The sequence below is a fragment of the Streptomyces sp. DS1-CR2 genome, from assembly GCF_055760475.1.
Genome location: NZ_CM147085.1, coordinates 5,555,879 through 5,579,366, shown reverse-complemented (window position 1 = coordinate 5,579,366; position 23,488 = coordinate 5,555,879). Strand labels below are relative to the sequence as shown.

Genomic DNA, 23,488 nt, shown 5'->3' with positions numbered 1-23,488 from the left:
CGCGTCTCGCGTCTCGCGTCTCGCGTCTCGCGTCTCGCGTCTCGCGTCTCGCGGGATGGTCCGGTGATCGCGGGAGGTCCAGTGACCGTAGATGAGGGGGAGGCATGCGGCACCGCGCAGCCCCCTCCGCTGCACGGTGCCGCCGCGCAGCTTTGCTTACGCGAATTACCTTGGTCTGAACCTATGTGACGGTGACACGTGTAGCGAGCCCTTGTCGATAACGATGCGGGATCGGTTGGACGGAGGGCCTGGCAAAGGTGCCCCGAACTCCGCCCGCTTGCACACCAATTGCCATGAATCACCCTGCGATCGGCTTGCGGGCCTCGATGAGGTGGCGGGTGCTGTGGGCGACGAACGGCCCTTCCTCCGCGATTCGTTCATGCAGTTCCAGGAGCTGCGGCCGGTACGCCTCGACAGTGAAGCCCGGGACCATCCAGATCACCTTGCGCAGGAAGTGCACGACGGCCCCGACGTCGTAGAACTCGACGCGCAGACGCTCGGCGCGCAGGTCGACGACTTCGAGGCCGGCCGCCTCGGCCTCGGCGCGCTCGCCCTCCGGGTCACGGCCGTTCCTGACCTCCTCCGGCTGCGGGCCGAGGAAGAACTCGACGACCTCGAAGACGCTGCTCGGGCCGACGTGCTGCGCGAAGTACGTACCGCCGGGCGTCAGCACCCGGGCGATCTCGGCGAACGGGGCCTTCACGGGGTGGCGGCTGGTCACCAGGTCGAACGTGCCGTCGGCGAACGGCAGCGGCGCCCCCTCCGGCGAGGCGACGACCACGACGCCGCGCGGGGCGAGCAGCGCGGAGGCCTTGGCGACGTTGGGCGGCCAGCCCTCGGTGGCGGCGATCAGCGGCGGCAGCTTCGGGGCGGAGGCCAGGACCTCGCCGCCGCCGGTCTGGAGGTCGAGCCCCGCCGAGGCGCGGACCATGCGCTCGCCCATGGCACGCGCGTAACCCCAGGAGGGCCGCTCCTCGGTGGCCCGGCCCTGGAACCAGGAGAAGTCCCAGCCCTCCACGGGCGCGGCGGCCGCCTCCGTGACGAGCTCGTCGAAGGGGCGGCCGGCGTGGGTGGGGGGTGCGCTCATGGGGCCATGTTTGCAGCGCCGTTCCCGCGACGGCACGTGCTTTTTGTACTGGCCGCGCCGCCCGTTGCTTCGGCGCTCCTCGGGAGGGTGTGTTGTCGGCGGGCGCTGCTACGTTCCCCGGCATGGGAATCCACGTGCCCTACACCGGGGGCGAGAAGGAAAGTCTGCTGGCGGCGCTCGACCGGCACCGCGATGTCGTGCTCTGGAAGCTGGAGGGCCTCGACGAGGAGCAGGTGCGGCGGCCGATGGCGCCGTCGGGGAACAGCCTCCTCGGCCTGGTCAAGCATCTGGCGTCGGTCGAGTACGGCTGGTTCTGCGAGACGTTCGGGCGGCCGGTGGAGCCTCTGTGGTTCGACCCGGAGACGGACGACGACTTGCGGGTCGGCCCCGAGGAGTCCACGGAGAGCATCACCGCGTTCTACGGCCGGGCGCGGGCCGCGGCCGACGCCGTGATCGACGAGGTCGGGCTCGAGGAGACCGGCACGTCGTGGGACGGCAAGAAGGTGTCGATGCGGTGGGTGCTCATCCACATGCTGGAGGAGACGGCCCGGCACGCTGGCCACATCGACATCCTGCGGGAACTGATCGACGGGGCGGCGGGCGATCACCAGGGGACGTCCCGGGCGTGATCGTCGGGTGCCGGGCGATGGATTGCGGGGCGGCGGCTGGGCGATCGGGGTCGCCGGGGGCTGGATTTGCGGGGCGGCAGCTGGGCGATCGGGGGTGTCGGGGGCTGGATTTGCGGGGCGGCAGCTGCGTGATCGGGGGTGTCGGGGGCTGGATTTGCGGGGCGGCAGCTGCGTGATCGGGGGGTGTCGGGGCCTGGATTCGCGGGCGGCGGCGGCATTTGTGGGTGGCGGCCGCGTGATCGGGGGGTGTCGGGGGCTGGTTTGCGTGTGGCGGCGGCGTGATCGGGGGGTGTCGGGGGCTGGATTTGCGGGTGGCGGCGGCATTTGTGGGTGGCGGCGGCGCGATCGTCGCCGGGCTCCGACCGAGACCGGGCGCTGGGTTGTCGGGCGGCTGCCGCGTGCCGTCGCCCGGCTCTGCACGAACTCCCGCCCGCTTCACGGTCGGCCCTCTGACGTGGGCGGGGGAGGCCACCGTCCGCCCGGCCTCGGCCCACGGGGCTTCTGCACGTACCCTGGGCGGATCCGCTCCGGGCACCGCTGCCCGACACAGGTAACGGCACCGTCCGTCCCGCGCCGAAATGCGAGCACATGTCCGATCGTTCCCTCCGCTCCGTTCGTTCTGCCCGTTCAGCGATAGCGGCCTGGCTCACCCGCCTCTACTTCGCCCGGCTCCGGAAGAAGGGCGGGCTCGACCTCTCCGTCCTCTCGAAGCTGCCCGACGCCGCGCTCCTTCCGCTGCGCCGCGAGGGCCTCGACCCGGTGGCCGAGATCGGCGAGCTGCGTGACCGGGAGCCGGTCAGCAGGCTGCCCATCCCCGGCATGACCGTCTGGCTGGTCACCGGCTACGACGAGGCGAAGGCCGTACTCGGCCACGGGTCCGCCTTCAGCAACGACTTCCGGAACCTGGTCGGCAACACCGGCGTCACCGACGACCAGAACCCGGGCGGGCTCGGCTTCACCGACCCGCCGGACCACACCCGGCTGCGGAAGATGCTGACGCCGGAGTTCACGATGCGCCGGCTCTCCCGGCTCACGCCCCGTATCCACGCCATCGTCGAGGAGCGCCTCGCCGACCTCGCGAAGGCGGCGGACGGCGACGGCGCCGTGGATCTCGTCGAGCACTTCGCGATGCCGGTGCCCGCGCTGGTGATCTGCGAACTGCTCGGCGTCCCCTATGAGGACCGGGACGACTTCCAGCAGTTCTCCGTGGCCCGCTTCGACGTGTTCGGCGGCGCGGGCGCGTCGTTCAGCGCCGTGTCGCAGTCCCTCGACTACCTGCGCGGGATCGTCGCCGAGCAGCGCCGCAACCCCGGCGACGGCCTGTTGGGCATGCTCGTACGCGAATACGGCGACTCCATCACGGACGAGGAGCTCACGGGCCTCGCCGACGGCGTCCTCACCGGCGGCCTGGAGACCACCGCGAGCATGCTGGCGCTCGGCACGCTCATCCTGCTCCAGAACCCCGAGCACTTCGCGGCGCTGCGCGACGCGGAGGACCCGGAGGCCGTCGCCGCGCCCTTCGTCGACGAGCTGCTGCGCCATCTGACCGTCGTCCAGACCGCGTTCCCGCGCTTCGCGCGCGAGGACGTCGAGATAGGCGGGGTCCAGATATCCGGCGGGGACATAGTCCTCGTCTCCCTCAGCGCGGCCGACCGCGACGCGCGCCTCGGCGAGGACATGGACCGCTTCGACCCGTCCCGCCAGGTCACCGGCTCCCACCTCGCGTTCGGCTACGGCATCCACCGCTGCATCGGCGCCGAACTCGGCAAGATGGAACTCCGCGCGGCCTTCCCTCAACTGGTCCGCCGCTTCCCGGAGTTGAAGCTCGCCGTCGAGCCCCGCGACCTGGAATTCCGCAAACTGTCGATCGTGTACGGGGTGGACTCACTGCCGGTCCGGCTCGGCTAACGGATTACTGGCCCGAGCCGGTTGAGCCGGCCGAGTCCGCGGCCGACCCCTTCGGGAACGACACCTCCACGCGGCGGTTCTTCTTGCGGCCCTCTTCGCTGTTGTTGTCGGCGATCGGGTAGTCCTCGCTGTAGCCGCGCACCGCGAACGTGACGTCCTGGTCCTGTGAACCGAGGGCTGCCGCCAGCTCGTCGTGCACGGCCTCCGCGCGCTTCTTCGAGAGCGTCAGCCCGTGCGCGTACGAGCCGAGGTCGTCCGTGAAGCCGAAGACGCGGACGTTCGTGGCGTTCTGCGCCTTGATCTCGTCGGCGATGGCCTGGATCCGGGACTTGGCGTTCGGATTGAGCTTTGCACTGTCCTTCGGGAACAGCACCTCGGCCTGGAGCGCGAACTTCACGTCCTGGTTGGTGTCCTCGCGCCACTCGTCACCGGACAGGTCTTCGACGACGGACTTGATGTCGAGCACTTTGGCCGGCGCGAGCGTGGCGCCGTCGGCGAGCTTCAGCCCCGGACTGTTGGCGTCGACCTCCGGGGGCGGGGAGGTGGTGGTACTCCCGGGCGGAGCACCGGAGGGATCCGTGTCATCGGCGTACGCGACGCTGCCGCTGAGAGTGATCAGGGCGACGGTGGTGAGGGTGACGAGGCGGTGGGTGAGGGGCATGGGGTTACTCGCCCTCGGAGATTTCTACGGCGGCGGGGGGCATGGCACCTACTTGGAAGCTGACCTTTGTGGTGCCTTCCGGGGGCGCCGGGAACTGGGCGAACCAGGTGGCGCTCTCCCCGGACCTGAGTCGGCTGAATTTCGTGCAGAGGCATCGGCCGTTGGTGTCCCGCAGGACGAGGTACTTCTTCTTGCCCTGCTCGTCCACGAGACTCGCGCCGGACAATGACCCTCCGTTGGCGGCGAGTTCTCGTTCGTCGCTCTGCCAATCGGCTCCTAGCCATGAGCCGGATCCGTCGTTGCGCACGGTTCCCGAGACAGTCACGAACCCGCCTTGGTCCCGTGTCGCGGAATTGATCGCGACAGAGACGTCGCCGCCCTTGCTCTCCGCCAGGACTTTGTCAGTGGACGGGGCCTGCGACGCGTCCTGCTTGTCGTCGCTCCCCTTTCCCACGGGGGCCGACGACGAGGATTCGGCCTTGGGACCACCGTTGTCATCACTGCCGCCACAGCCGGCCACCGTAAGGACCAGCCCTGAAGTGATCGCCACCGCAGCCAGTGCCCGGCGGGTCGTCATGGTGCGCCGAAGATTCATTGCTGCGGCTTCCCTCTCGTGATGTGTCAGTCGGCCAGGTGTACGGAGAAGAGGACGGAGGGATCGGGCAGATCGCCCACCTCGAAGTCATCCGGGTCGAAATCGAAGGAATCGCCACCGTCGCAGTCGAATTCCACGACCTTTTCCGGATCGGCGGACGGAGCTATCTCGCAGCGCGGTTCGATGACAGCAGTGGCCTCGGCCGTTGCGTGCTTCGACTCCGTACCGGGAATGACGGAATCGCCGACCGTGCCGCTGGCCTCCACCTTCGCCCAGTAGCCCGGATAACCGTTCACCTCAGACGGCCCGAACCCGACGACGCGCGCATCGTTGCCCGCAGCCAGGTCGTCCGCCGCGCCCCGGGCCCCGTCGCCAGTGAACTTGTCGCCCGCGAGCCAGTCCAGCCAGCCGTCGCCCGTGCCGATGGCCTTCCCCAGTCCGGTCATCAATTCGTCCCTCGAGTCCTGGGCAGCTGCCAAAGCGGCCGCATCCGCGGCAGATTGGGCACCGTTGCGCGCGGAGGCTGCCTGAGCGAATGCGAAGAACGCGAAGGCGGCGAAGAGCAGGATCGCCGTAAGCCAGATGTAGATGGGCAGGGTCTGACCGCGATCTCCGGAGAGCCGCGCGATGATCAGCCGCCGATGACCCGGTCGACCGCGTCGCCGATCGCCCCGGAGATCAACCCGTCCAACCCCAACTGATCGATCAACGTAAAGATCCCGGCAATCAGAATCATCAACCCCGCATACTCCACAAACCCCGCCCCGGAATCCCGTTCCCGCCCGCGGACGCGGTCCCCCACCGTCACGGTCCACTTCACCCACACCCCGAGTACGCGTTCCTTCAGCACGGTTTCCCCTTCGTTCCCGCACGACTTCGCCGCCCCGAACCACCCGGGCACCATACGCAACGTACGGGAACTGCAACCCTCTGTGCCGTGTTTCGCACATTAACGGTGCGCGCTTGACCGGAAGTTGGTCGCTTCCTGTCATGCCCCTCACCGCCCGTCGTACGCCACTACGACTCCACGCAGGTCGCGGGCGGCCTGCGCGCCGAGGGTGGTGTCGCGGAGGTTGACGGTCCAGTTGCCCGTGGTGACCAGCTCGGCGGGGACGCCCCGATACTTGACCGTCTCCTTCGAATGACATGTGATCCCCCGTCAGCGAGTCGTCCGCAGTTGCCAAATTCGCAACTGCCAACTAATCGCTCAGACCACTGTAACCAGTCGATGCCTTACACCGCAGTCCTTCAACGTCCCAGAATCGAGCCGAAGTTGGACCCGGATCCGAGGAACATGCCAGTCGCGATGAGGATCATCGTGGCCGGGAGCATGAAGACAAGGGTGACCATCGTGGCCTTCGGGATCGTCTTCGCGGCCCGGCGGCGGGAGTTCTGGGCGTCGGTGCGTCGCATGTCCGTGGCGATCTGGATGAGGGTCTCGGCGATGGGTGAGCCGAGTTCCTCGCCCTGTTGAAGCGCGGAGACGAACTGGGCGACCTGTTCGGACGCGTTGCGGCGGCGCAGTTCGTCGAACGCCTGGCGCCGGCTGACGCCCATGTCCATTTGCCGGAGCGTAATGCGCAACTCGTCGGCCCACGGCCCCTCGTACTTCTCGGCGACCCGGTCGAGCGCCTGCCGGAAGCCGAGGCCCGCGCTGACGACGACGGCGAGGACGTCGAGGAAGTCGGGGAGCGTGCGGTCGATCACCTCTTTGCGCTCGCGTGTGGCCTGCCAGATCAGACCGTCCGCGGCGAGGAGGCCGAAGGCGAGCGTGAGGGCGGCGAACAGGGTCTGGCCGTTGGTGAGGAAGACCAGGCCGAGGACGACGCCGAAGATCCCGTAGACGGCGCGGCGGGCGGCGTAGCGGTCGATGGTGAGGCCGCCCGGGTTCCCCGCCATGTCGATCTTGCGGCGTTTCGAGGTGACGCGGCGGGGCCCCATGGCCCGAAGGACGAGGGGTGCGAATCGCATGCCGAGGCGGTCGACCGCCGATCCGGCGGGGGACACACGCGTCGCACCGACCTCCAGGGCGATGGCCAGATCGCCGGGGAGCTTGGCCTCCGCGCGGTACATGCGGATACCCAGGAAGATCCCGAGGACCGCGAGGCCCATCGCGAGGGCGAGCAGCAGCCCGATCAGACCCGTACTCATGACCTACCTGCCTCGCTTGCCGTAGGCCGGATGCCGGACGCCCATGTCAGACCTCGATTTTCCCGAGCCGGCGGATCACGAAGAACCCGATCCCGTACAGGCCGAGCGAGACGAGGATCAGTGCCTGGCCGACCGGCGATCCCGTCACTCTGGCCAGCGCGCCCTCGTTCGACGAGTTGATCAGGAGCAGCGAGCCGAGGCCGAGGAGCGGCACGGTGAACGCGGTCGCGTTGACCTCGGAGAGCATCGTGCGGATCTCGCGCCGGGTCTCCTTGCGGTCCTCCAGGGTCTGGGTGAGGTTCCTCAGGGACGACACGACCGAGCCGCCCGCCTTGTTGGCCAGGACGAGGGTCGTGACCAGAACGACGAGTTCGCGCGACGGCAGGCGTTCGGCGAGCTCGCCGAGGGTGTCGTCGATGGTGCGGCCGAGCGCGAGCTGGTCGGCGACCAGGGACAGCTCCTCGCCCGCGGGCGCCTCCAGTTCCTCCGCGGCCATCGCGAGGGACGTGCGCAGGGCGAGCCCGGCGGCGGTGGCGTTGGCCAGGAGGCGTGCCACGTCCGGGAGTTGGTTGATGAACGCCTCGATGCGCTTCTGCCGCTGCCAGTTGAGGAAGATCACCGCGCTCCACACGCCGACGAGCCCGGCGATCGGCCCGAAGAAGGGCGCGAGGGCGGCGGACGCGATCAGCCAGAGGGCGACGACCACGGCGAGTACGTACGTGAAGAACTCCCCCGCCGTCAGGTCCAGCCCCGTCGCGGACAGGCGGAGATGGATGGCGCGGCCGAGCCGGGTGCGGCGCAGCCTGCGGTCGACGGTGGCGAAGCGCCGTACGCGGCCGGAGGCGCCGTGCGGCCCCGCGCCCGACAGGCCGTCGAGGCGGTCGACGAGGGCCTGGCGCTGGGCGCGCCCTGACGCGTACGCATGGAGGCCGGCGACGGCGAGTGCGCAGGTCAGGATGGTGGCGCCGAGGGCGATGAGGGCGCGGTCGCTCATGATCCGCCCCCCTCGCCGACGGGTCGCTCGGTCCTCATCCGATGGCCTCCCTCGTGTTGCGTCCGTCGATGCCGTCCAGCACGCCGAACGCCGGCGGGACCGGCTCGTTCGCGGCGTACAGGCGCTCGGCCACGCGGCGCGGCAGCGGCAGATGTTCGAAGGTGCCGCGCACGCGGTGGTCGTGACCGAGGGGGTGCGGCACGAAGCGGGAGACCGTCGAGATCCTGAACTGTTCGCGGCCGTGCGAGACGAGCAGGGCGATCTCGGTGACCTTGCGCGAGCCGTCGGCGTGCCGGGTGAGCTGGACGAGGACGTCGACGGCCGAGTTGATCTGGTCCTTGAGCGCCTCGAACGGGATCTGCACCTCGGACATGGACCCGAGGGTCTGCAGGCGCATGAGCGCGTCCTCGGCGGCGTTCGCGTGGACGGTGGCGAGCGAGCCGTCGTGGCCGGTCGACATGGCCTGGAGCATGTCGAGGGTCTCGCCGCCGCGGACCTCGCCGACGATGATGCGGTCGGGTCGCATGCGCAGGGAGTTGCGGACGAGGTCGCGGATGGTGATCTGGCCCTTGCCCTCGACGTTCGGGGGCCGCGATTCGAGGCGGATCACATGGTCCTGCTGGAGCTGGAGTTCGGCCGAGTCCTCGATGGTGATAATGCGTTCGTGGGGTGGGACGAGGCCGGAGAGCGCGTTGAGGAGCGTGGTCTTCCCGGAGCCCGTACCGCCGCTCACGATGACGTTGAAGCGGGCGCGGACGAACGCGGACAGCAGCATCAGCATCTGCTCGTCGAGCGAACCGAGGCCGATCAGCTCGGGCAGCGTGTAGGCGCGCGGGAAGCGGCGGATCGTGAGGGTGGCGCCGGTGAGGGACAGCGGCGGGATGATCACGTTGACGCGCTCGCCCGTGGGCAGGCGGGCGTCGACCATGGGGTTCGACTCGTCGACGCGCCGGTTCACCGTGGAGACGATGCGCTCGATGGTCTGCATGAGCTGTTCCTGCGAGGCGAAGCGCAGGGGAAGCTGCTCCACGCGCCCGGCGCGCTCCACGAAGATCGCGTCCGGGCCGTTGACCATGATCTCGGTGATGGACGCGTCGGCGAGGAGAGGTTCCAGTACGCCGAGTCCGAGCGCCTCGTCGACGACGCGGCGGACCAGCTGGCTGCGCTCGGACGAGGAGAGGACGGGGCCCTCGCGGCTGATGATGTGGCCGAGGACGCGTTCGAGACGGACCCGCCGGTCGGCCGCCGCGAGCGACGACATCTCGGCGAGGTCGATCTCCTCCAGGAGCTTCGCGCGGTAGACGGCGACGAGGCCGTCGTCGCGGGCAGGGCCGGGCTCCTCGCGGACCGTCACCCGTGATCGCAGGCTCATGTTCCGGCTCAACCCCCTTCCGGGTCGCGGTCGTTCGGCATCGTGGCGGTGCGCTGTATGTCCCACCGGTCGTCCAGGAACGGGACGAGGACCGGGACGTGCACGGTGACGGTGGCGGTGGTCGTGTCGCCGCCACCGCCCCCGGCGTCGATGTCCGCGTCGAGCCAGCCGCTCATCGCGGCCCGCCCGGCGCCGGTGCCGTCGCCACCCTGGGACTGCACGCGGGCGGCGGCCCGGGCGCCGGAACCGGCCTGGTTCGCGCTGTATCCGACGAGGCCGAGCTGGATGGCGGCCATGCCGATGAGCAGGAGGAACGGCAGAAAGCCGGCGAACTCCAGGATGGAGACGCCTCGGTCGTCGGTGCGCAGGCTGCGGCGGGGCGCGTTTTCCGTGCGCGGGCGCCGGGTGCCGTCGATTCCCGTCCGAGTGGGCAGCCGGAGACGGCCCCATGCGCCGCCCGAGCGCCGGCGCCTCACGGCGTGCCCCCCTGGTCGTCCTCCCTCGCGGCGCCCGCCTCGCCCTGGACGGTCCACCCGGCGTCGATCCCGGGGAAGAACACCGGGACCTCGACGCGCACGGTCGCCTTCATCACCGACCCGTCGGGTACGCAGGTGATGGCGGCGCCCTGCCACGCGCCGGGCAGATTCTTCTCGCCGGCGGTCTGGCACGCTCCCGCCGTGTCGCCCGTCCCGGCCTCGGCGGAGGTCGCAGCCCTGGCCGCCTCGTCCGCCGCGTTCCCGGCGAGCGAGTACGTGTACCCGTACAGGACGCACTGCCACAGCAGGCCCATCACCACAAGCAGCAGCGGGAACATGCCCGCGAACTCCAGGGTGACGGCGCCCTTGTCGCCGCCGCGGCGCCGGGCGCGGCGGCCGGACTCCGGCGCGGCGGCGTCGACCAGGCCGAGCTCGCCCGCGAGCCCCCACAGCGCCTGCTTCACCGTCGACCGGCTGTCGAGGTCCTGCATACGGCCCGCGTCGACCGCGCCCTGGAGCTCCTTGAACCCGGCGGGCACGCTGGCACGCGCGACCCGGGTGCCCGTCACGCGCTCCACCAGGGACGCGGTGATCTCGGAGCCGCGCGCGTGACGGTTGATGACGGTGACGGTCTCCTCGGCCTTACGGATCTGGAGGCGGTCCCACATACGGATCATGCGCTTCGCCGCGCGTACGGCGACGACGTCGGGGGTGACCAACAGGACGGCCTGGTCGGCGAGTTCGACAGCCGCCGCGTTCGCTGACGCCATCTGCGTACCGCAGTCGACGACCACGAGGTCGTAGCGGCTGCGCAGCGCCTGGACGACCTGGCGGGCGACGCGGTCGGTGACCTCTTCGCCGCGCTCGCCGTCGGACGGCGCGAGCAGAAGGCCGAGGCCGGTCTCGTGCGTGAAGACGGCGTCCTGGAGGACGCGCGGGGTGATGTCGCGGATGGCGGCGAGGTCGGCGACGGAGCGGCGGAACTGGACGTCGAGGTACGAGGCGACGTCACCGGACTGGAGGTCGAGGTCGAGGAGCGCGACCGAACGGCCCGACGCCTGGGCGGCGAGGGCGAGTTGGACGGCGGTGACGGTGGTGCCGACGCCGCCCTTCGCGCCGGTGAGGGTGATGACGCGGCCGCCGGACGTACCGGCCGTGATCGCCAGCTCGGCGCCGCTGCCGAGGTGCCTGCGCATGCCGCTGGACCAGGACGCTGCGGCCTGCACGCGCTCGGCGAGCGCGTCGTATCCGAGCGGAAACCCGACGATGCCGCGCGCGCCCGAGTCCATCGCGGCGGTGAGCAGGGCGGGGCTGGTGTCGGCGGTGGCGAGGACGACGCCGACGGCCGGGAAGCGCAGGACGAGGTCCCGGATCAGTTCGAGGGCGGGCACGGGCCCGATGCGCTCGTGGACGAGGACGACCTCGGGCAGTTCGTCGAGCGACTCGGCGGCGAGCCGGGCGAGGGTGTCGAGGAGGGCGGTGGAGTCGGCGACGGGCGGCGCGGGCTCGGCGTCGGGCAGCTGCCCGAGCAGCGTGACCAGGGACCGGGCGGCGTCCAGCTCTCCCACCGCGGGAAGAATACGGATGCTCACAGGCGGCTCGCCTCCTCTCTGAGTCTATTTGTCGGCTTTGCCGGTCTGCTTGTCGCTGGTCTGCTTGTCGCTGGACTACTTCTCGCTCGACTGCTTGTCGGTGGACTACTTGTCGCTGGTCTGCTTTTCGCTGGTCTGCTTTTCGCTGGACTACTTGTCGGTGGACTACTTGTCGCTGGTCTGCTTTTCGCTGGACTACTTGTCGCTCTGCTACTTGTCGCTGGGCTACTTGTCGCTGGACTACTTGTCCTCGTCGAGGGTGTACGAGCGGTCGCCCGGCGGGACGGCCGCGTCGCTGCCCGCGGCGACGAGGGCGAGCCGGACGTGGGTCGCGAACGACTCCGCGTACGCGACGCGCTGCGCGTCGGCGGGGTTGAGGGCGAACGTGATCGGCACGGCCTCGCCCTGCCGGCGCCGGCCGTTGTCGCCGCCCTGTTCGTCGATGGGCGTGAGCTTGCCGACGTCCATGACCTCCGCATTCTCGACGATGACCTTGGACTGGTCCTTGGCCTTCTCGTTGGCGGCCTTGAAGGTGGCGTAGATGTTGACCTTCGACCCCGGCGTGATCTTCCCGGCGACCCCGGTCTCCGCGTCGATCATGATGGCGATCTCCTGCTGCCCGTCCCTGAGTCGGGGCCGGGCGACGATCATGTCGGTCTGGAGCAGGGACCCCTTCTTCAGCGTCGTGACGGCGATCTTGCCGCGGATCTGGCTGAGGCTGGTGACGGCGGTCTTCGAGAGCCACCGCTCGGGCATCTCGACCTTCTCGAACCGGTCGGCGGTCAGCTCCTTGTAGGGCGCGACATCGTCCTTCAGCCGGTACGCCGCCACTTCCGGGCCCACCTTCGAGTTCATGTCGCGGATCACCGAGAGGACCCCGGCGAAGGCGCCGACGGCGCACAGGGCCGAGATGACCATCAGGATGACGCCGCGACGCTGACGTGAGTTCATGGACCGGACTACCTCGTGGGGATCTCGTTGGGGATCGCTTCGGGGATCTCGTTGGGGGTCGCTCTGGGGGTCAGGATCGGGCGGCGGGTGGCAGGGCGGCGCGGGCCGGTCCGGTGACGGGGGCCAGGGCGGTGGCGGGGGTGAGGCCGGCGGCGGGCGCGAGACCACTGCCGCGGCCGCGGCCGCCGGGGGGCTTTGCGGCCAGGGCGGGCGGATCGGCGAGCGGCGCGGCGCAGAAGCCGCAGCGGTCACCGATGAGTTCGAGGCCGCACCAGTGGCACGCCTCGCGCCGGACGGACGAGACGAGCTGGTAGAGCACGGAGATGTCAGGGATGGCGGCCGCGAACTCGGCGAGCTTTCCGGGGTTTCCCGGCTTCCCGGTGGCCCACCAGCGCCTCGACTCGGCGGGCAGCCGGGTCTCGACGGCGCCCTGCACCTGCCAGGCGGGCGCGAGGGTGCCGGTGATCCAGTCGGTGGGCTGCTGCCCGGCGGCGTAATACATACGGGTGCCGAAGGCGGGCCCGCTCAGCCGGGGCGGCTCGGGTCCGGTGAGCCGTACGAGTTCGGGCTGCGGGGTGGCGAGTACGGCGAACTGGGCACCCGGCACCCACGACTTGGCGTGCGCCGTGAGGCTGACGGGGACGCGGTCGAGGCGGGCGACGGAGCCCAGCACGGCACCGGCGTAGATGTAGTGGGCGAGGAGCCGCGCGGCGGAGGCGAGCACCCCCGGACTGAAGTCGCACATGGTCAACTGCCGCAGCTGGAGCACGAGTACGGCGAGGCCGAGCGGCGGCAGGTCCGGCCGGAGGATGGCGATCCGGTCACTTTCCAGCACGGAACGCACCGCGTGCAGCCGGTGGACGACCAGGTCCGGCACGGAGGCCGGACACAGGGCGATCACATAGCCGTGGTGCTCGATCAGGGTGTGCATCTCTACGATCGCGCGATCGAGGTCGTACGGCTCCGCCCTGCCGCCCTTGTCCTCGGCCGAATGCAGCACGGCGGCGGATGGCGTATGCCGGTCGGACGCGGCGAGGACCAGGTCAGGGCTGGTCACGGCTATCGCGGTCGGCACGCTCGTACACCCCCCGGTCTCTGTGCACTCCTGTCTCAGCACCATATCCGCGCATTGCCCGCTCAACACCCAACTTCCCGGTGTTCACCGGGTGGTTGCCCGGGCGGCCGTCGCGGCCTGGCCAGGAACCAGTAATTCCAGAGGTCTTGACAACCCAAATGGTCTGGACCAGTTTGTACATCCAGCAACTGCCCCTCCCCCCACATCTGAACCGGAGGCAGCAATGGCACGTGCGACGGAAAAACCCGCGCGGAAGCGTTCATTCCTAGCGGCGGCGCTGACCACTCTGGCCCTGGCCCTGACCGGCACGGCGACGGCCACCGCGGACCCCGCAGGAGCGGTCGCGGCACCCCCGGCCCACGCCGTCACCGGCTACTGGCAGAACTTCAACAACGGCGCGACGGTCCAGAAGCTCAGCGACGTACCGGGCGACTACGACATCATCGCGGTGGCGTTCGCGGACGCGACGACGACGCCGGGCGCGGTCGACTTCACGCTCGACTCGGCGGGCCTCGGCGGCTACACGGAAGACGCGTTCAAGGCCGACATCAGGGCGAAGCAGGCCGCCGGCAAGGCGGTCGTCATCTCGATCGGCGGCCAGAACGGCACGGTCTCCATCAATGACGCGAATTCCGCGACGAACTTCGCGAACTCGGTCTACTCACTGATGCAGGAATACGGCTTCAACGGCGTCGACATCGACCTCGAGAACGGCCTGAATTCGACGTACATGTCGCAGGCGCTGAAGTCCATTGCCGCAAAGGCGGGTTCGGGCTTCGTCCTGACGATGGCCCCGCAGACGATAGACATGCAGTCGACGTCGGCCGAGTACTTCAAGACCGCACTGGCCGTGAAGGACATCCTGACGGTCGTCAACATGCAGTACTACAACAGCGGTTCGATGCTGGGCTGCGACGGCAAGGTCTACAGCCAGGGCTCGGTCGACTTCCTGACCGCGCTCGCCTGCATCCAGCTGGAGGGCGGCCTGGCCCCGTCCCAGGTCGGCCTCGGCGTACCGGCCTCCACCAGCGCGGCGGGCAGCGGCTACGTGTCCCCGTCCGTGGTCAACGCGGCCCTGGACTGCCTGACCAAGGGCACGAACTGCGGCTCCTTCAAGCCGTCGAAGACCTACCCCGGCCTGCGCGGCGCGATGACCTGGTCCACGAACTGGGACGCGTCGACGGGCAACGGCTGGTCCTCGACGGTGGGCCCGCACGTACACGGCCTCTGACCACAGCCCCCGGCCCGGCCTGAACAATCACGCGCCCGTCCACACCGCAGCGCCGCCGCTCCCCCGGCGGCGCTGCGGTGTGGGCGGGCGCGTTGAACCCCGAACCCGGCGCTGCCCAAGGCCCAAAGGCCAAGGACCAAGGCCTGGCCGACCGGCACCGGAGCAATCAAGCCATCCCAGTACCGCAGCCATACATCCGCGTTGCATTCGGCAATATTCGGATGTGATGATGCCCGGCATGGCTGACAACGGGGGCGGCGCAGCGGCCGGGGGCATACCGAGATCGCGACTTCGGGATTACACGGAAGCGAGTTCGTCGGCCTCACTCGCTGCGCCCCACCCGCGCGAAGCACACGAAGCGCACGATTCCTCCGTGCCTGCACGTCACGAATCTTCCGCGCCTGCACGTCACGAATTCCGGGCTCTGGTCGGTGAGTTCAGACGCACCGCGCTGCTCCTGCCACTGAGCGACGACGGCGACAGCGACGGCAACAGCGACGGTCTCCCGCTCACCGCGGAGATCGGCGGAGTCCGTTGGCTCTACGCCTTCTCCCACGAGGCAGCACTCGCGCGGTTCGCAATCGCGAGGGGCGAGGGCGCCCGCGAGTGGTCTTTCGACCGGGTTCTGGGAGCCCGGCTCCTCGACGCCGTGATACCCGCGCTGGGCGTGCCGTGCGGCGTGGCCCTCGATGTGGCAAGCCCGGGTGACGAGGTCTTGTTCCCGCCCGTGGCAGGGGTCGTACCGGATCGGACTGCCGTCGACATGGGGGCGTACGGAGAGGACGCGAGCCGTGACTGACAGCGGAAAAGACCTCCAGGTCAGAGGCCTTGTCCAGATCTCCAAAGGGATCACGCAGGCGCTCGCCGAGCTGGAGGAGATCGGGATGGTGGGCATGGCCGGCGCCGGGCGCGGCTTCGACGGCATGGCCCTTTCCGGTATCAAACTCGGGCATGCCGAACTGACCTCCGCCTTCAGTTCCTTCTGCGAGCGCAGCACGCGCGCGCCGTCTTCGAGCACGTCATTCCACGCCTGCCCGAGCACGACATCGCCGTACGGGTCGCTCACCGAATGGAGCGCCAGCAAGTCCTGGACAGAGCCGATCCACCCCGGCTCGAGCTCACCATGCACGAGGCAGCGCTCCGTATGCAGTTCGGAGGCCCCGGCGTCGCCAGGCTTCAGCTGGAGCACATCCTGAGCGTGGGCGAACGCCCTGAAGTTTCCGTACGGGTAGTGCCGTTCAAGGCCGGCGGCTTCCCCGGAGCGGGGCAGTCGGTCGTATACGCCGAGGGGCCAGTGGCCGATCTCGACACCGTGGAACTCGATGCCACCCACGGGCCGGAATTCATCGACTCCGCGATGCAGTTGCACAAGTACCGTGCTCAGTTCCGTGCGCTGGAGGCGGTGGCCTTGCCGCCCGAGGCGTCCCGTGATCTCATCCGAACGCTCGCCGACGACCTCGTCTAGGAGAAGTCACCGTGCCGACGATCACCTGGGAAGACCCCTTCTGCGGCGAGGGCGCCAACTGCTTCCGCCTAGGCACCGACCCCGACGGCAACGCCTACATCACCGTCGCCGGAGCCGAAGAAACGTATCTCACCGACTCCCGCGAGGCGCTCCGCACGATGATCCTGGACATCAAGTCCGGCAAGGCGGACCACCTCCTCTGACGCCACCGGTGATGATCGGAGGATTTGGGCCACCCCTCCCCCGCCACCGAGGCCGTCCGCTGGCCCAAATCTTCCAATCCCCCTAGGAGACGTCACCGTGCCGACGACCATCACCTGGGAAGACCCCTTCTGCGGCGAGGGAAACTCCTGCTTCCGCCTCGGTACCGACGCCGACGGCAACGCCTACATCTCTCTCGCCGGTGACGAAGAAACCCGCCTCACCGACACCCGCGAAGCGCTCCGCGCGCTCATCCTCGGGATCAAGGCGGGCAAGGCCGATCACCTGCTCTGATCCGGCTCCGCCACTCGTGGCGCGGCGTAGCGGCCCGCCCGTACCGCCCCCACCGCGCACACGAACGTCGCCGCCAGCAGCGTCCATTCCAGGGTCGCCATCCAACCCGGGACCAAGTCGTGCGTCTTGCCGTCCGCGTAGACGCATGTCGTCTGCGCGGGGAAGGGCGTGCGGTGGACCGACTCCGCCCGTTCGTAGATGCCCGTGGTGAACGCCGAGCAGGTCTGGAGCGGGTCGCTCTTCGGGGAGCCGGTGGTGAAGAACGCGAGGGCGTAGACGGCGGCGAGTGCGGCTGCGCCGGTGATCGCCAGCTTGCTCAGGCGGGACGCCGCCTTCGCGCCGCGGATGCCGGTGAGTTCCAGGGCGAGTGCGCCCAGGCCGGACACCATCAGGACCACGACCGCCGCCCAGAAGATCCAGACGACGGCGCCGGCGCTGGAGAGGGTCGTGCCATCCTCGTACACGCAGCTCACGTCCGGCGGGAAGCTGCTCTCCTCCAGGCGGAAGTTGCCACCCGGGCCGATCATCCCCTGGGCGCACCGCTCCTCCTGCTCGGAGATCCCGGTGACGAGCCAGGACACCAGCCACACGACGAACGTGGCCACGAGGGCAATCCCGAAGGCCCCCCACAACCGGTCGGCGTCACGCGGCGATGCACGTTTGTTCGGCATGACGCGGGAGCCTAGCCCGTGCCCGGAGAGACCTCAGAAGAACTCCGACCAGGGCTGGTCCCAGATTTGTTGGGCGCACAGGACTACGAAGAGCAGGCCCGCCACCGTCAGCATTCCGTTGCTGAGCCAGCTGTTGCGCCACTCTCGGGGCGTGCGGGAGGAGTTGAGGAGCCAGATCAGGGTCAGGGCCAGGAAGGGCATGAAGGCCGCGCCCAGTACTCCGTAGAGGATGATCAGGCGGAATGGCTGGCCCTGGAAGAGGAGGACGATCGGGGGGAAGGTGAGCCAGAGCAGGTAGGCGCGGAACGGCCAGCCCTTCTCGCGTTGGCCCGTCGCCACGTCCTCCCCCGTCACTGATACCCGGTCCGCGCGGACGCGGGTGCGGCGGTAGCGCTCCACGAAGTCCGCGAACATCAGGCTCACCCCGTGCCACACGCCGATCAGGGACGTGAACGACGTGGCGAAGAAACCGACCAGGAAGAGCTTCGCTGTGGCTGTGCCGTATTGGGTTTGCAGGGTGGCTGTCAGGTCGATCAGGCCCTTGTCGCCCGACGCGATGGACGTGTGTGAGGCGTGGAGGAGTTCCGCCCCGACGAACAGCATCGCCACTACGAAGATGCCCGTCGTGATGTACGCGACCCGGTTGTCCAGGCGCATGACCTTCATCCAGCCCGCGTTCGTCCAGCCCTTCGCGTTGACCCAATAGCCGTACGCCGCAAGCGTGATGGTGCCGCCGACGCCGCCGATCAGGCCGAGCGTGTTGAGCACCGAGTCCTTCTCGTCGGGCAGGACCGGGAGCAGGCCCGCGAACGCGTCGCCGAGGTGTGGTGTCACCCGGATCGCCAGGTAGACCGTCACGACGAACATGACGCCCACCAGGACGGTCATGACCTTCTCGAAGACGGCGTACTTGTTGAACCAGACGAAGGCCAGGCCGATCAGGCCGCACAGGATCGCCCACGGCTTGATCGACCAGTCGGCCGGGAAGACGTCGGGGAACAGCGCCTGGAGCGGGAGCGCGCTCGACGACATCGCCGCCGCGCCGTACACGAAGCCCCAGACGACGACGTAGACCACGAAGAAGTACGTCGTCCAGCGGCCGAGGCTCGCCCAGCCGTCGAACAGGGTGCGGCCCGTCGACAGGTGCCAGCGGCCCGCCGCCTCCGCCAGGCTGATCTTGACCAGACAGCCGATCACTGCTGCCCACAGCAGCGTGTAGCCGAAGTTGCTGCCTGCGATCAGCGTGGCGACCAGGTCGCCGGCGCCGACGCCCGTCGCGGCGACGACGATGCCGGGGCCGATGTACTTCCAACTCGACTTGCGGGGTTGCGTGTTGAGGCCTGTGGTGCCGGTGCCCGTTCCTGTGGTGCCCGAGGTGTCCGCCATACCGTCAAGGAAGCGTAAAGCGCGGCAGGGGGCAAGGGGGCCTGCGGGAACTTGTGCCGGTCAGTCCTCGAAGTACGCGTCCAGGACCTTGTCGAGCTCGTCCGCCCACTCCTGGGCGCGCGCCTTGTCCGGGGCCTCCACGTCGTTCGGGTACCAGCGGCTGTCCGGGGTGTGGACCGTGACGGTGAGGCGGCGCCGGGACGTTCCCACCTCGACCGCGCCGATCTCGTCCCAGCGGAACTCGGCCTCTTGGTCGTCGAGTCGGAGGCGTACGCCGGTCGCGTCCGCCGTGATCGAGCCTCGGCGGTCGGAGGCGGTGAAGTCCGGGTCGGACGGGTCAGCCGGGTCAGCGGAGGTGGGGTCGGTCGGGGCGTCGGCCGGGTCCGCGGCGGGCTCGTCCTCGGTCTCGGCCTCGGGCTGGGGCTCAGCCTCGGTCTCGGAGACCGACTCCGGCTCCGGCTCCGTGTCCGGCTCATCCGCCGGTTCCGTCGGCTCCGTCGGCTCCGCCTTGTCCAGCGAGAGACCGTTCTCCTCCGCGGCCTGGCGCGGGGGCATGAGGCCGGGGACGGAGGCCGGGTCGGCGCCGGCGGCGTCTACGGGCGTGACCTTCTGAGTGTCTATGCGCTGCTCCACGGAGCGAAGTATGGCGGACGAGCCTGTGGGGCGGGAGCCTCAGCCCTGCGGAACGTCGTCGTCACCGCGCGCCGTCTCCTGTGTGCCGGTGAGTTCGGGGGTTACGACTGTTCCGGGATCGCGGGCCTCACGCGGTGAGGCGTCGGGCCCGCGGAGCGTTGCTCCGTCGGTCCGACGCCTCAGCCGTCAGTGCACAGCCCGTGTTCTAGACGAACAGGCTGATCACCGCCGCCACCGCGAAGCCGGCCACCGACAGGACCGACTCCAGGACCGTCCAGGTCTTGAGCGTGTCGCGTTCCGAGATGCCGAAGTACTTCGCGACCATCCAGAAGCCGCCGTCGTTGACGTGCGAGGCGAAGATGGAGCCCGCCGAGATGGCCATGATGACGAGGGCCGTGAAGGGCTGGGAGTAGTCGCCCGCCTCGATCAGGGGCCAGACGATGCCGGCCGTCGTGACGATCGCGACCGTGGCCGAGCCCTGGGCGACGCGCAGGACCAGGGAGATCAGGTAGGCGAGGACGATGACGGGCAGACCCACGTCGTTGAACGTGTCGGAGAGGGCCTGTGCGACGCCGCTGCCCTTGAGGACCGCGCCGAAGATGCCGCCGGCACCGACCACCAGGAGAATGTTGCCGACCGGCTTCAGGGACGCCGTGGACACCGTCTCCAGGGACTTGCGGGACCAGCCGCGGCGGATGCCGAGCAGGTAGTAGGCCAGGAGCAGGGCGATCGTCAGGGCGACGAAGGGGTGGCCGAAGAACTCGATGACCGAGCGGACCGTGGAGGGGTCGAAGGCGATCGAGGAGAACGTGGCCAGGAGGATCAGGACGAGCGGGGTGCCGATGATCGTGAAGACGGTGCCGAGGGGGACCGGCTTCTCGGTCGGCTTCACCCCGGCCTTGCGCTGCTCCTCGGCGAGCGCGGCCTTCGCCTCGTCGGCGGCCTCGACCATGTCCTGCGGGACGGGCACGAAGATGCGCTTGCCGATCCACGCGGACCAGACCCAGGCGGCGAGCACGGCGGGGATGCCGCAGATGAGGCCCATGAGGATGACCCAGCCGAGCTGCACGTGGAGCAGTCCGGCGGCGGCGACGGGGCCGGGGTGCGGGGGCAGGAACGCGTGGGTCATCGACAGGCCGGCGAGTAGCGGCATGGCGTAGAGGACGATCGACTTGCCGCCGCGCTTGGCGGCCGCGTAGACGATCGGCGCGAGGACGAAGATGCCGACGTCGAAGAAGACCGGGATACCGAAGATGAGGCCGGTCAGGCCCATGGCGAGGGGGGCGCGCTTCTCGCCGAAGAGGTTGAGGAGGCGGGACGCCAACACCTCGGCGCCGCCGGAGACTTCGAGCACCGCGCCGAGCATGGTGCCGAGTCCGATGATGATCGCCACATGGCCGAGGGTGCCGCCCATGCCGGACTCGATGAGGGAGACGGCGTCGGACTTCTGGACGGTGCCGAACAGTTCGGTGACGGAGAGGCCGGCCGCGAGGCCGACGGCTATGGAGACCGTCAGGAGGGCAAGGAAGGGCTGGAGTCTGACCTTGATGATCAGGAAGAGCAGAAGGACGATGCCGAGCGCTGCGCAGGTGAGCAGGCCCGCGGTGCCGCCGATGATCGTCAGGAGGCCGCCGGTGTGGGGTGGTGGCACCGGGGCGGGGGCGGTCGCGGCGAGTGGCAGGAGGGACATGAGGGGGGACCTCGTAATTCCATGCGGCTTTCGGGGCAGGGGGAATCGCGGTGCGGCGCCTCGGGGATCGGCGCCGCACCGTGATGACGTACGGGGTTACGGGTGTTGCGAAGGCGTCAGCTCAGGACGGCGAGCGCGTCGATCTCGATGAGGAGACCCTTGGGGAGACCGACGTAGACGGTGGTGCGGGCGGAGGCGGGGGCCTTGAGGCCCTGCTCCTCGAAGTACGCGTTGTAGATCGCGTTCATCTCGGCGAAGTGGTCGACGTCGGTGAGGTAGACGCGCATCATCATGACGTCGTCCCAGGTGGCGCCGCCCTCTTCGAGGATCGCCTTGACGTTGGCGAAGGTCTGGAGGGTCTGCTCGCGCAGGGTCGGGCCCGCGGGGGTGGGGGCCTGGCCCTCAACGGCCGGCAGGAAGCCGACCTGGCCCGCGACCTGAAGGATGTTGCCCTTCTTGACGCCGTGCGAGAACTTCGCGGGCGGGGTCGTGTGGGTGGCGGGGGTGAGCGCGGTCTTCTCGGTCATCGTGACGTGGCTTCCTTGGTGGGGGCTTCTTTGCTGGTGGCCTTGGTGCTGGCCTTGGTGGTGGCCTCTTTGGAGCCGGGTACGGCTCCGGAGTACTCCCGGCTGATCGCGTCGGCCGTGCGGCGGACCAGCGGGAGCAGGGTGAGGAGTTCCTCGGCCGTGACGACCACGTTCGGTGCGGAGACCGACATGGCGGCGACGACTCGGCCGTCCGCACCCCGGATGGGTGCTCCGATGCAGTTGATCGACTCCTCGTGGCCGCCGAGGTCGGTGGCCCAGCCCTGTTCGCGGACGACGGCGAGTTCCTTGAGGAAGGCGCCGGCGTTCGGGGTCGAACGGGCCGTGTACGTGGGGTAGTCGAGCTTCTCGGCGATGGCGCGGCGCTCGGCTTCGGGGAGGTCGGCGAGGAGGAGTTTGGCGACGGCGGCGACCGTGATGGCCACCGGCTTCCCGATGCGGGAATACATGCGGACGGGGTAGCGGCTCTCCACCTTGTCGATGTAGAGGACCTCGTTCTCCTCGTACACGGCGAGGTGGACCGTGTGGCCGCACTTCTCGTTGAGCGCGGTCAGGTGAGGGTGGGCGATCTCGCGGACGTCGAGGTTCTCGACGGCTTCCTGGGCGAGGGCGAACAGGCGCGCGCCGAGGCGGTAGCGCTGGTCGGACTGGCGGTAGACCAGGCCGTGTTCGTGGAGGGTGCGCAGCAGGCGCAGGGCGGTGGACTTGTGGACGCCGAGGCGGTCGGCGACCTGGCCCAGGTCGGCGGGGCCCTCGGCGAGCAGCGGCAGGATGCTCAGCGCTCGGTCGACTGTCTGGCTCATGGCCTACGTACCTCCTCCACGGCCCCGTCGGCGGTCCAGCCGGGGCCGAGGTGCAGTGTGCCCCAGGAGGCGTCGTCGAGGTCGGCGAGGCGGTCGGCGTGGGCGCGACTCGGGGGTGCGGCGAGGTCGCCGGGCGTGGTGAGGGCGGCGGCGGCCATGAGGTGGCCGTGGCGCAGGCGGGCGGGTACGGGCAGGCCGCGCAGGGCGCCGGAGAGGTAGCCGGCGGCGAAGGCGTCGCCGGCGCCGACCGCGGCGACGACGTCCACGCGGGGGGCGGGCTCGGTGTGGCGTACGCCGTGTTCGTCGTAGGCGACCGCGCCGTCGGCGCCGCGCTTGACGACGAGCGTGGCGGGTTCGGGGAGGGCGGCGCGGATGGCGTCGGGGCCGCCGGTGATGCCCCAGGCGTCCTCGGCCTCGTCCTCGCCGACGAAGACGAGGTCGGCGCCGCGGGCCAGGTCGAGCAGGACGCGGGCGTCGTCGGGGCGGGGCCACAGGCCGGGGCGGTGGTTGACGTCGAAGGAGACGAGGGGCCGGCCGGCGGGGGTGCGGACGGTGAGGTCGGCGGTGAGGTCGAGGCAGCCGGGCGAGAGCGCGGGCGTGATCCCGGACAGGTGCAGGACGCGGCCGGAGCGGATCGCGGCCAGGTCCATGTTCTGGCTGGTCATCGCGGAGGCGGCGGATCCGGCGCGGTAGTAGGCGACCTCGTGGGCGTCGGTGGCGCGGTCGCCCGCGGTGCGGAAGTAGATGCCGGTGGGGCGGGCGGGGTCGCGGCGTACGGCGGAGGTGTCGACGCCGTACGCGCCGATCGTGTCGACCAGGTGGTCGCCGAAGCCGTCGGCGCCGACGCGGCTGACCCAGCGGACGGTGTGTCCGGCGGCGGCGAGCACGCACGCCACGTTGGACTCGGCTCCGCCGATACCGCGGTCGAAGGACGGTACGTCGGCGAGGCGCCCGGGTACGGACGGCACGAAGGTGACCATGGACTCGCCGAGCGTGACGACATCCACGGGTGCGTGGTGCGCGGGGGCGGCGGGTCCGGTGGCGGTCACGGTGGTTCGGGCTCCTCGTGGGATCTCTG

26 protein-coding genes are annotated in these 23,488 nt (G+C 69.8%); 7 read left to right on the top strand and 19 right to left on the bottom strand.

What is annotated here, in order from left to right:
* Positions 1–298 precede the first annotated feature (298 nt).
* Entirely contained in the window at positions 299–1,087 is a 789-nt protein-coding gene (locus ACY0PA_RS26815; protein ID WP_473080165.1) for a class I SAM-dependent methyltransferase, read from the bottom strand.
* Positions 1,088–1,209: 122 nt separating this feature from the next.
* On the opposite strand from ACY0PA_RS26815, the gene ACY0PA_RS26810 reads away from it, so the two are divergent.
* Complete coding sequence (locus ACY0PA_RS26810; protein ID WP_473080164.1) at positions 1,210–1,716, top strand: DinB family protein; 507 nt, start codon at positions 1,210–1,212, stop codon at positions 1,714–1,716.
* Positions 1,717–2,304: 588 nt separating this feature from the next.
* Positions 2,305–3,624 carry a cytochrome P450 gene (locus tag ACY0PA_RS26805; RefSeq protein WP_454405151.1) on the top strand — a complete coding sequence of 440 codons (1,320 nt, stop codon included), beginning with the start codon at positions 2,305–2,307 and terminating at the stop codon, positions 3,622–3,624.
* 4 nt (positions 3,625–3,628) lie between these two features.
* On the opposite strand, the gene ACY0PA_RS26800 is transcribed toward ACY0PA_RS26805, so the two are convergent.
* From ACY0PA_RS26800 to ACY0PA_RS26750, 11 genes are all read right to left on the bottom strand, one after another.
* Positions 3,629–4,285 (bottom strand): OmpA family protein, encoded by a 657-nt coding sequence (locus ACY0PA_RS26800; protein ID WP_473080163.1) that lies wholly within the window; start codon positions 4,283–4,285, stop codon positions 3,629–3,631.
* 4 nt (positions 4,286–4,289) lie between these two features.
* Positions 4,290–4,880 (bottom strand): hypothetical protein, encoded by a 591-nt coding sequence (locus ACY0PA_RS26795; RefSeq protein ID WP_473080162.1) that lies wholly within the window; start codon positions 4,878–4,880, stop codon positions 4,290–4,292.
* 26 nt (positions 4,881–4,906) lie between these two features.
* Positions 4,907–5,470 (bottom strand): pilus assembly protein TadG-related protein, encoded by a 564-nt coding sequence (locus ACY0PA_RS26790; protein WP_473086443.1) that lies wholly within the window; start codon positions 5,468–5,470, stop codon positions 4,907–4,909.
* A 41-nt stretch (positions 5,471–5,511) separates the two neighbouring features.
* Positions 5,512–5,730, bottom strand: coding sequence for a hypothetical protein (locus ACY0PA_RS26785; RefSeq protein WP_473080161.1), 219 nt, complete (start codon positions 5,728–5,730; stop codon positions 5,512–5,514).
* A gap of 398 nt (positions 5,731–6,128) precedes the next feature.
* Positions 6,129–7,031, bottom strand: coding sequence for a DUF5936 domain-containing protein (locus tag ACY0PA_RS26780; protein ID WP_473080160.1), 903 nt, complete (start codon positions 7,029–7,031; stop codon positions 6,129–6,131).
* 46 nt (positions 7,032–7,077) lie between these two features.
* Positions 7,078–8,025, bottom strand: coding sequence for a type II secretion system F family protein (locus tag ACY0PA_RS26775; RefSeq protein WP_473080159.1), 948 nt, complete (start codon positions 8,023–8,025; stop codon positions 7,078–7,080).
* Between the two features lie 34 nt (positions 8,026–8,059).
* Positions 8,060–9,397 carry a CpaF family protein gene (locus ACY0PA_RS26770; RefSeq protein ID WP_473080158.1) on the bottom strand — a complete coding sequence of 446 codons (1,338 nt, stop codon included), beginning with the start codon at positions 9,395–9,397 and terminating at the stop codon, positions 8,060–8,062.
* 8 nt (positions 9,398–9,405) lie between these two features.
* Positions 9,406–9,813 (bottom strand): TadE/TadG family type IV pilus assembly protein, encoded by a 408-nt coding sequence (locus ACY0PA_RS26765; RefSeq protein ID WP_473086442.1) that lies wholly within the window; start codon positions 9,811–9,813, stop codon positions 9,406–9,408.
* Positions 9,814–9,869: 56 nt separating this feature from the next.
* Positions 9,870–11,465 (bottom strand): CpaE/TadZ family protein, encoded by a 1,596-nt coding sequence (locus ACY0PA_RS26760; RefSeq protein ID WP_473080157.1) that lies wholly within the window; start codon positions 11,463–11,465, stop codon positions 9,870–9,872.
* A gap of 240 nt (positions 11,466–11,705) precedes the next feature.
* Positions 11,706–12,416: a Flp pilus assembly protein CpaB gene (cpaB, locus tag ACY0PA_RS26755; protein ID WP_473080156.1), complete on the bottom strand. Its 711-nt coding sequence runs from the start codon at positions 12,414–12,416 to the stop codon at positions 11,706–11,708.
* Between the two features lie 70 nt (positions 12,417–12,486).
* The gene (locus tag ACY0PA_RS26750) at positions 12,487–13,536 is read right to left on the bottom strand and encodes a hypothetical protein (RefSeq protein WP_473080155.1); all 1,050 of its coding nucleotides are present in this window, start codon (positions 13,534–13,536) and stop codon (positions 12,487–12,489) included.
* A gap of 178 nt (positions 13,537–13,714) precedes the next feature.
* Here ACY0PA_RS26750 and ACY0PA_RS26745 point away from each other — a divergent pair, with 178 nt between their 5' ends.
* The 5 genes from ACY0PA_RS26745 (at position 13,715) to ACY0PA_RS26725 (ending at position 16,682) form a co-directional block, all read left to right on the top strand.
* Positions 13,715–14,722 (top strand): chitinase, encoded by a 1,008-nt coding sequence (locus tag ACY0PA_RS26745; RefSeq protein WP_473080154.1) that lies wholly within the window; start codon positions 13,715–13,717, stop codon positions 14,720–14,722.
* Between the two features lie 373 nt (positions 14,723–15,095).
* The gene (locus ACY0PA_RS26740) at positions 15,096–15,521 is read left to right on the top strand and encodes a hypothetical protein (protein WP_473080153.1); all 426 of its coding nucleotides are present in this window, start codon (positions 15,096–15,098) and stop codon (positions 15,519–15,521) included.
* 183 nt (positions 15,522–15,704) lie between these two features.
* Positions 15,705–16,187 (top strand): DUF5753 domain-containing protein, encoded by a 483-nt coding sequence (locus ACY0PA_RS26735; protein WP_473086441.1) that lies wholly within the window; start codon positions 15,705–15,707, stop codon positions 16,185–16,187.
* A gap of 11 nt (positions 16,188–16,198) precedes the next feature.
* Positions 16,199–16,390: a hypothetical protein gene (locus tag ACY0PA_RS26730; RefSeq protein WP_473080152.1), complete on the top strand. Its 192-nt coding sequence runs from the start codon at positions 16,199–16,201 to the stop codon at positions 16,388–16,390.
* Between the two features lie 97 nt (positions 16,391–16,487).
* Positions 16,488–16,682: a hypothetical protein gene (locus ACY0PA_RS26725; protein WP_473080151.1), complete on the top strand. Its 195-nt coding sequence runs from the start codon at positions 16,488–16,490 to the stop codon at positions 16,680–16,682.
* Here the strand turns inward: ACY0PA_RS26725 and ACY0PA_RS26720 are convergent.
* The 7 genes from ACY0PA_RS26720 to ACY0PA_RS26690 all read right to left on the bottom strand — a co-directional run bounded on the left by ACY0PA_RS26720 (position 16,670) and on the right by ACY0PA_RS26690 (position 23,459).
* Positions 16,670–17,353, bottom strand: coding sequence for a hypothetical protein (locus ACY0PA_RS26720; RefSeq protein WP_473080150.1), 684 nt, complete (start codon positions 17,351–17,353; stop codon positions 16,670–16,672). The two genes, ACY0PA_RS26725 and ACY0PA_RS26720, sit on opposite strands and share 13 nt — an antisense overlap.
* A gap of 33 nt (positions 17,354–17,386) precedes the next feature.
* A complete protein-coding gene (locus ACY0PA_RS26715) occupies positions 17,387–18,739 on the bottom strand; it encodes an Nramp family divalent metal transporter (RefSeq protein ID WP_473080149.1) in 1,353 nt (450 codons plus the stop codon).
* A 60-nt stretch (positions 18,740–18,799) separates the two neighbouring features.
* Positions 18,800–19,372, bottom strand: a complete 573-nt coding sequence (locus ACY0PA_RS26710) for a hypothetical protein (RefSeq protein ID WP_473080148.1) — start codon at positions 19,370–19,372, stop codon at positions 18,800–18,802.
* A 205-nt stretch (positions 19,373–19,577) separates the two neighbouring features.
* Positions 19,578–21,062 carry a GntP family permease gene (locus ACY0PA_RS26705; RefSeq protein ID WP_473080147.1) on the bottom strand — a complete coding sequence of 495 codons (1,485 nt, stop codon included), beginning with the start codon at positions 21,060–21,062 and terminating at the stop codon, positions 19,578–19,580.
* Between the two features lie 116 nt (positions 21,063–21,178).
* Positions 21,179–21,589, bottom strand: coding sequence for a RidA family protein (locus tag ACY0PA_RS26700; RefSeq protein WP_100598214.1), 411 nt, complete (start codon positions 21,587–21,589; stop codon positions 21,179–21,181).
* Complete coding sequence (locus ACY0PA_RS26695; protein WP_473080146.1) at positions 21,586–22,410, bottom strand: IclR family transcriptional regulator; 825 nt, start codon at positions 22,408–22,410, stop codon at positions 21,586–21,588. The genes ACY0PA_RS26700 and ACY0PA_RS26695 overlap by 4 nt, the downstream gene beginning before the upstream one ends.
* Positions 22,407–23,459 carry a sugar kinase gene (locus tag ACY0PA_RS26690; RefSeq protein WP_473080145.1) on the bottom strand — a complete coding sequence of 351 codons (1,053 nt, stop codon included), beginning with the start codon at positions 23,457–23,459 and terminating at the stop codon, positions 22,407–22,409. Before ACY0PA_RS26690 ends, ACY0PA_RS26695 begins: the two co-directional genes overlap by 4 nt.
* Between the last annotated feature and the right edge of the window lie 29 nt (positions 23,460–23,488).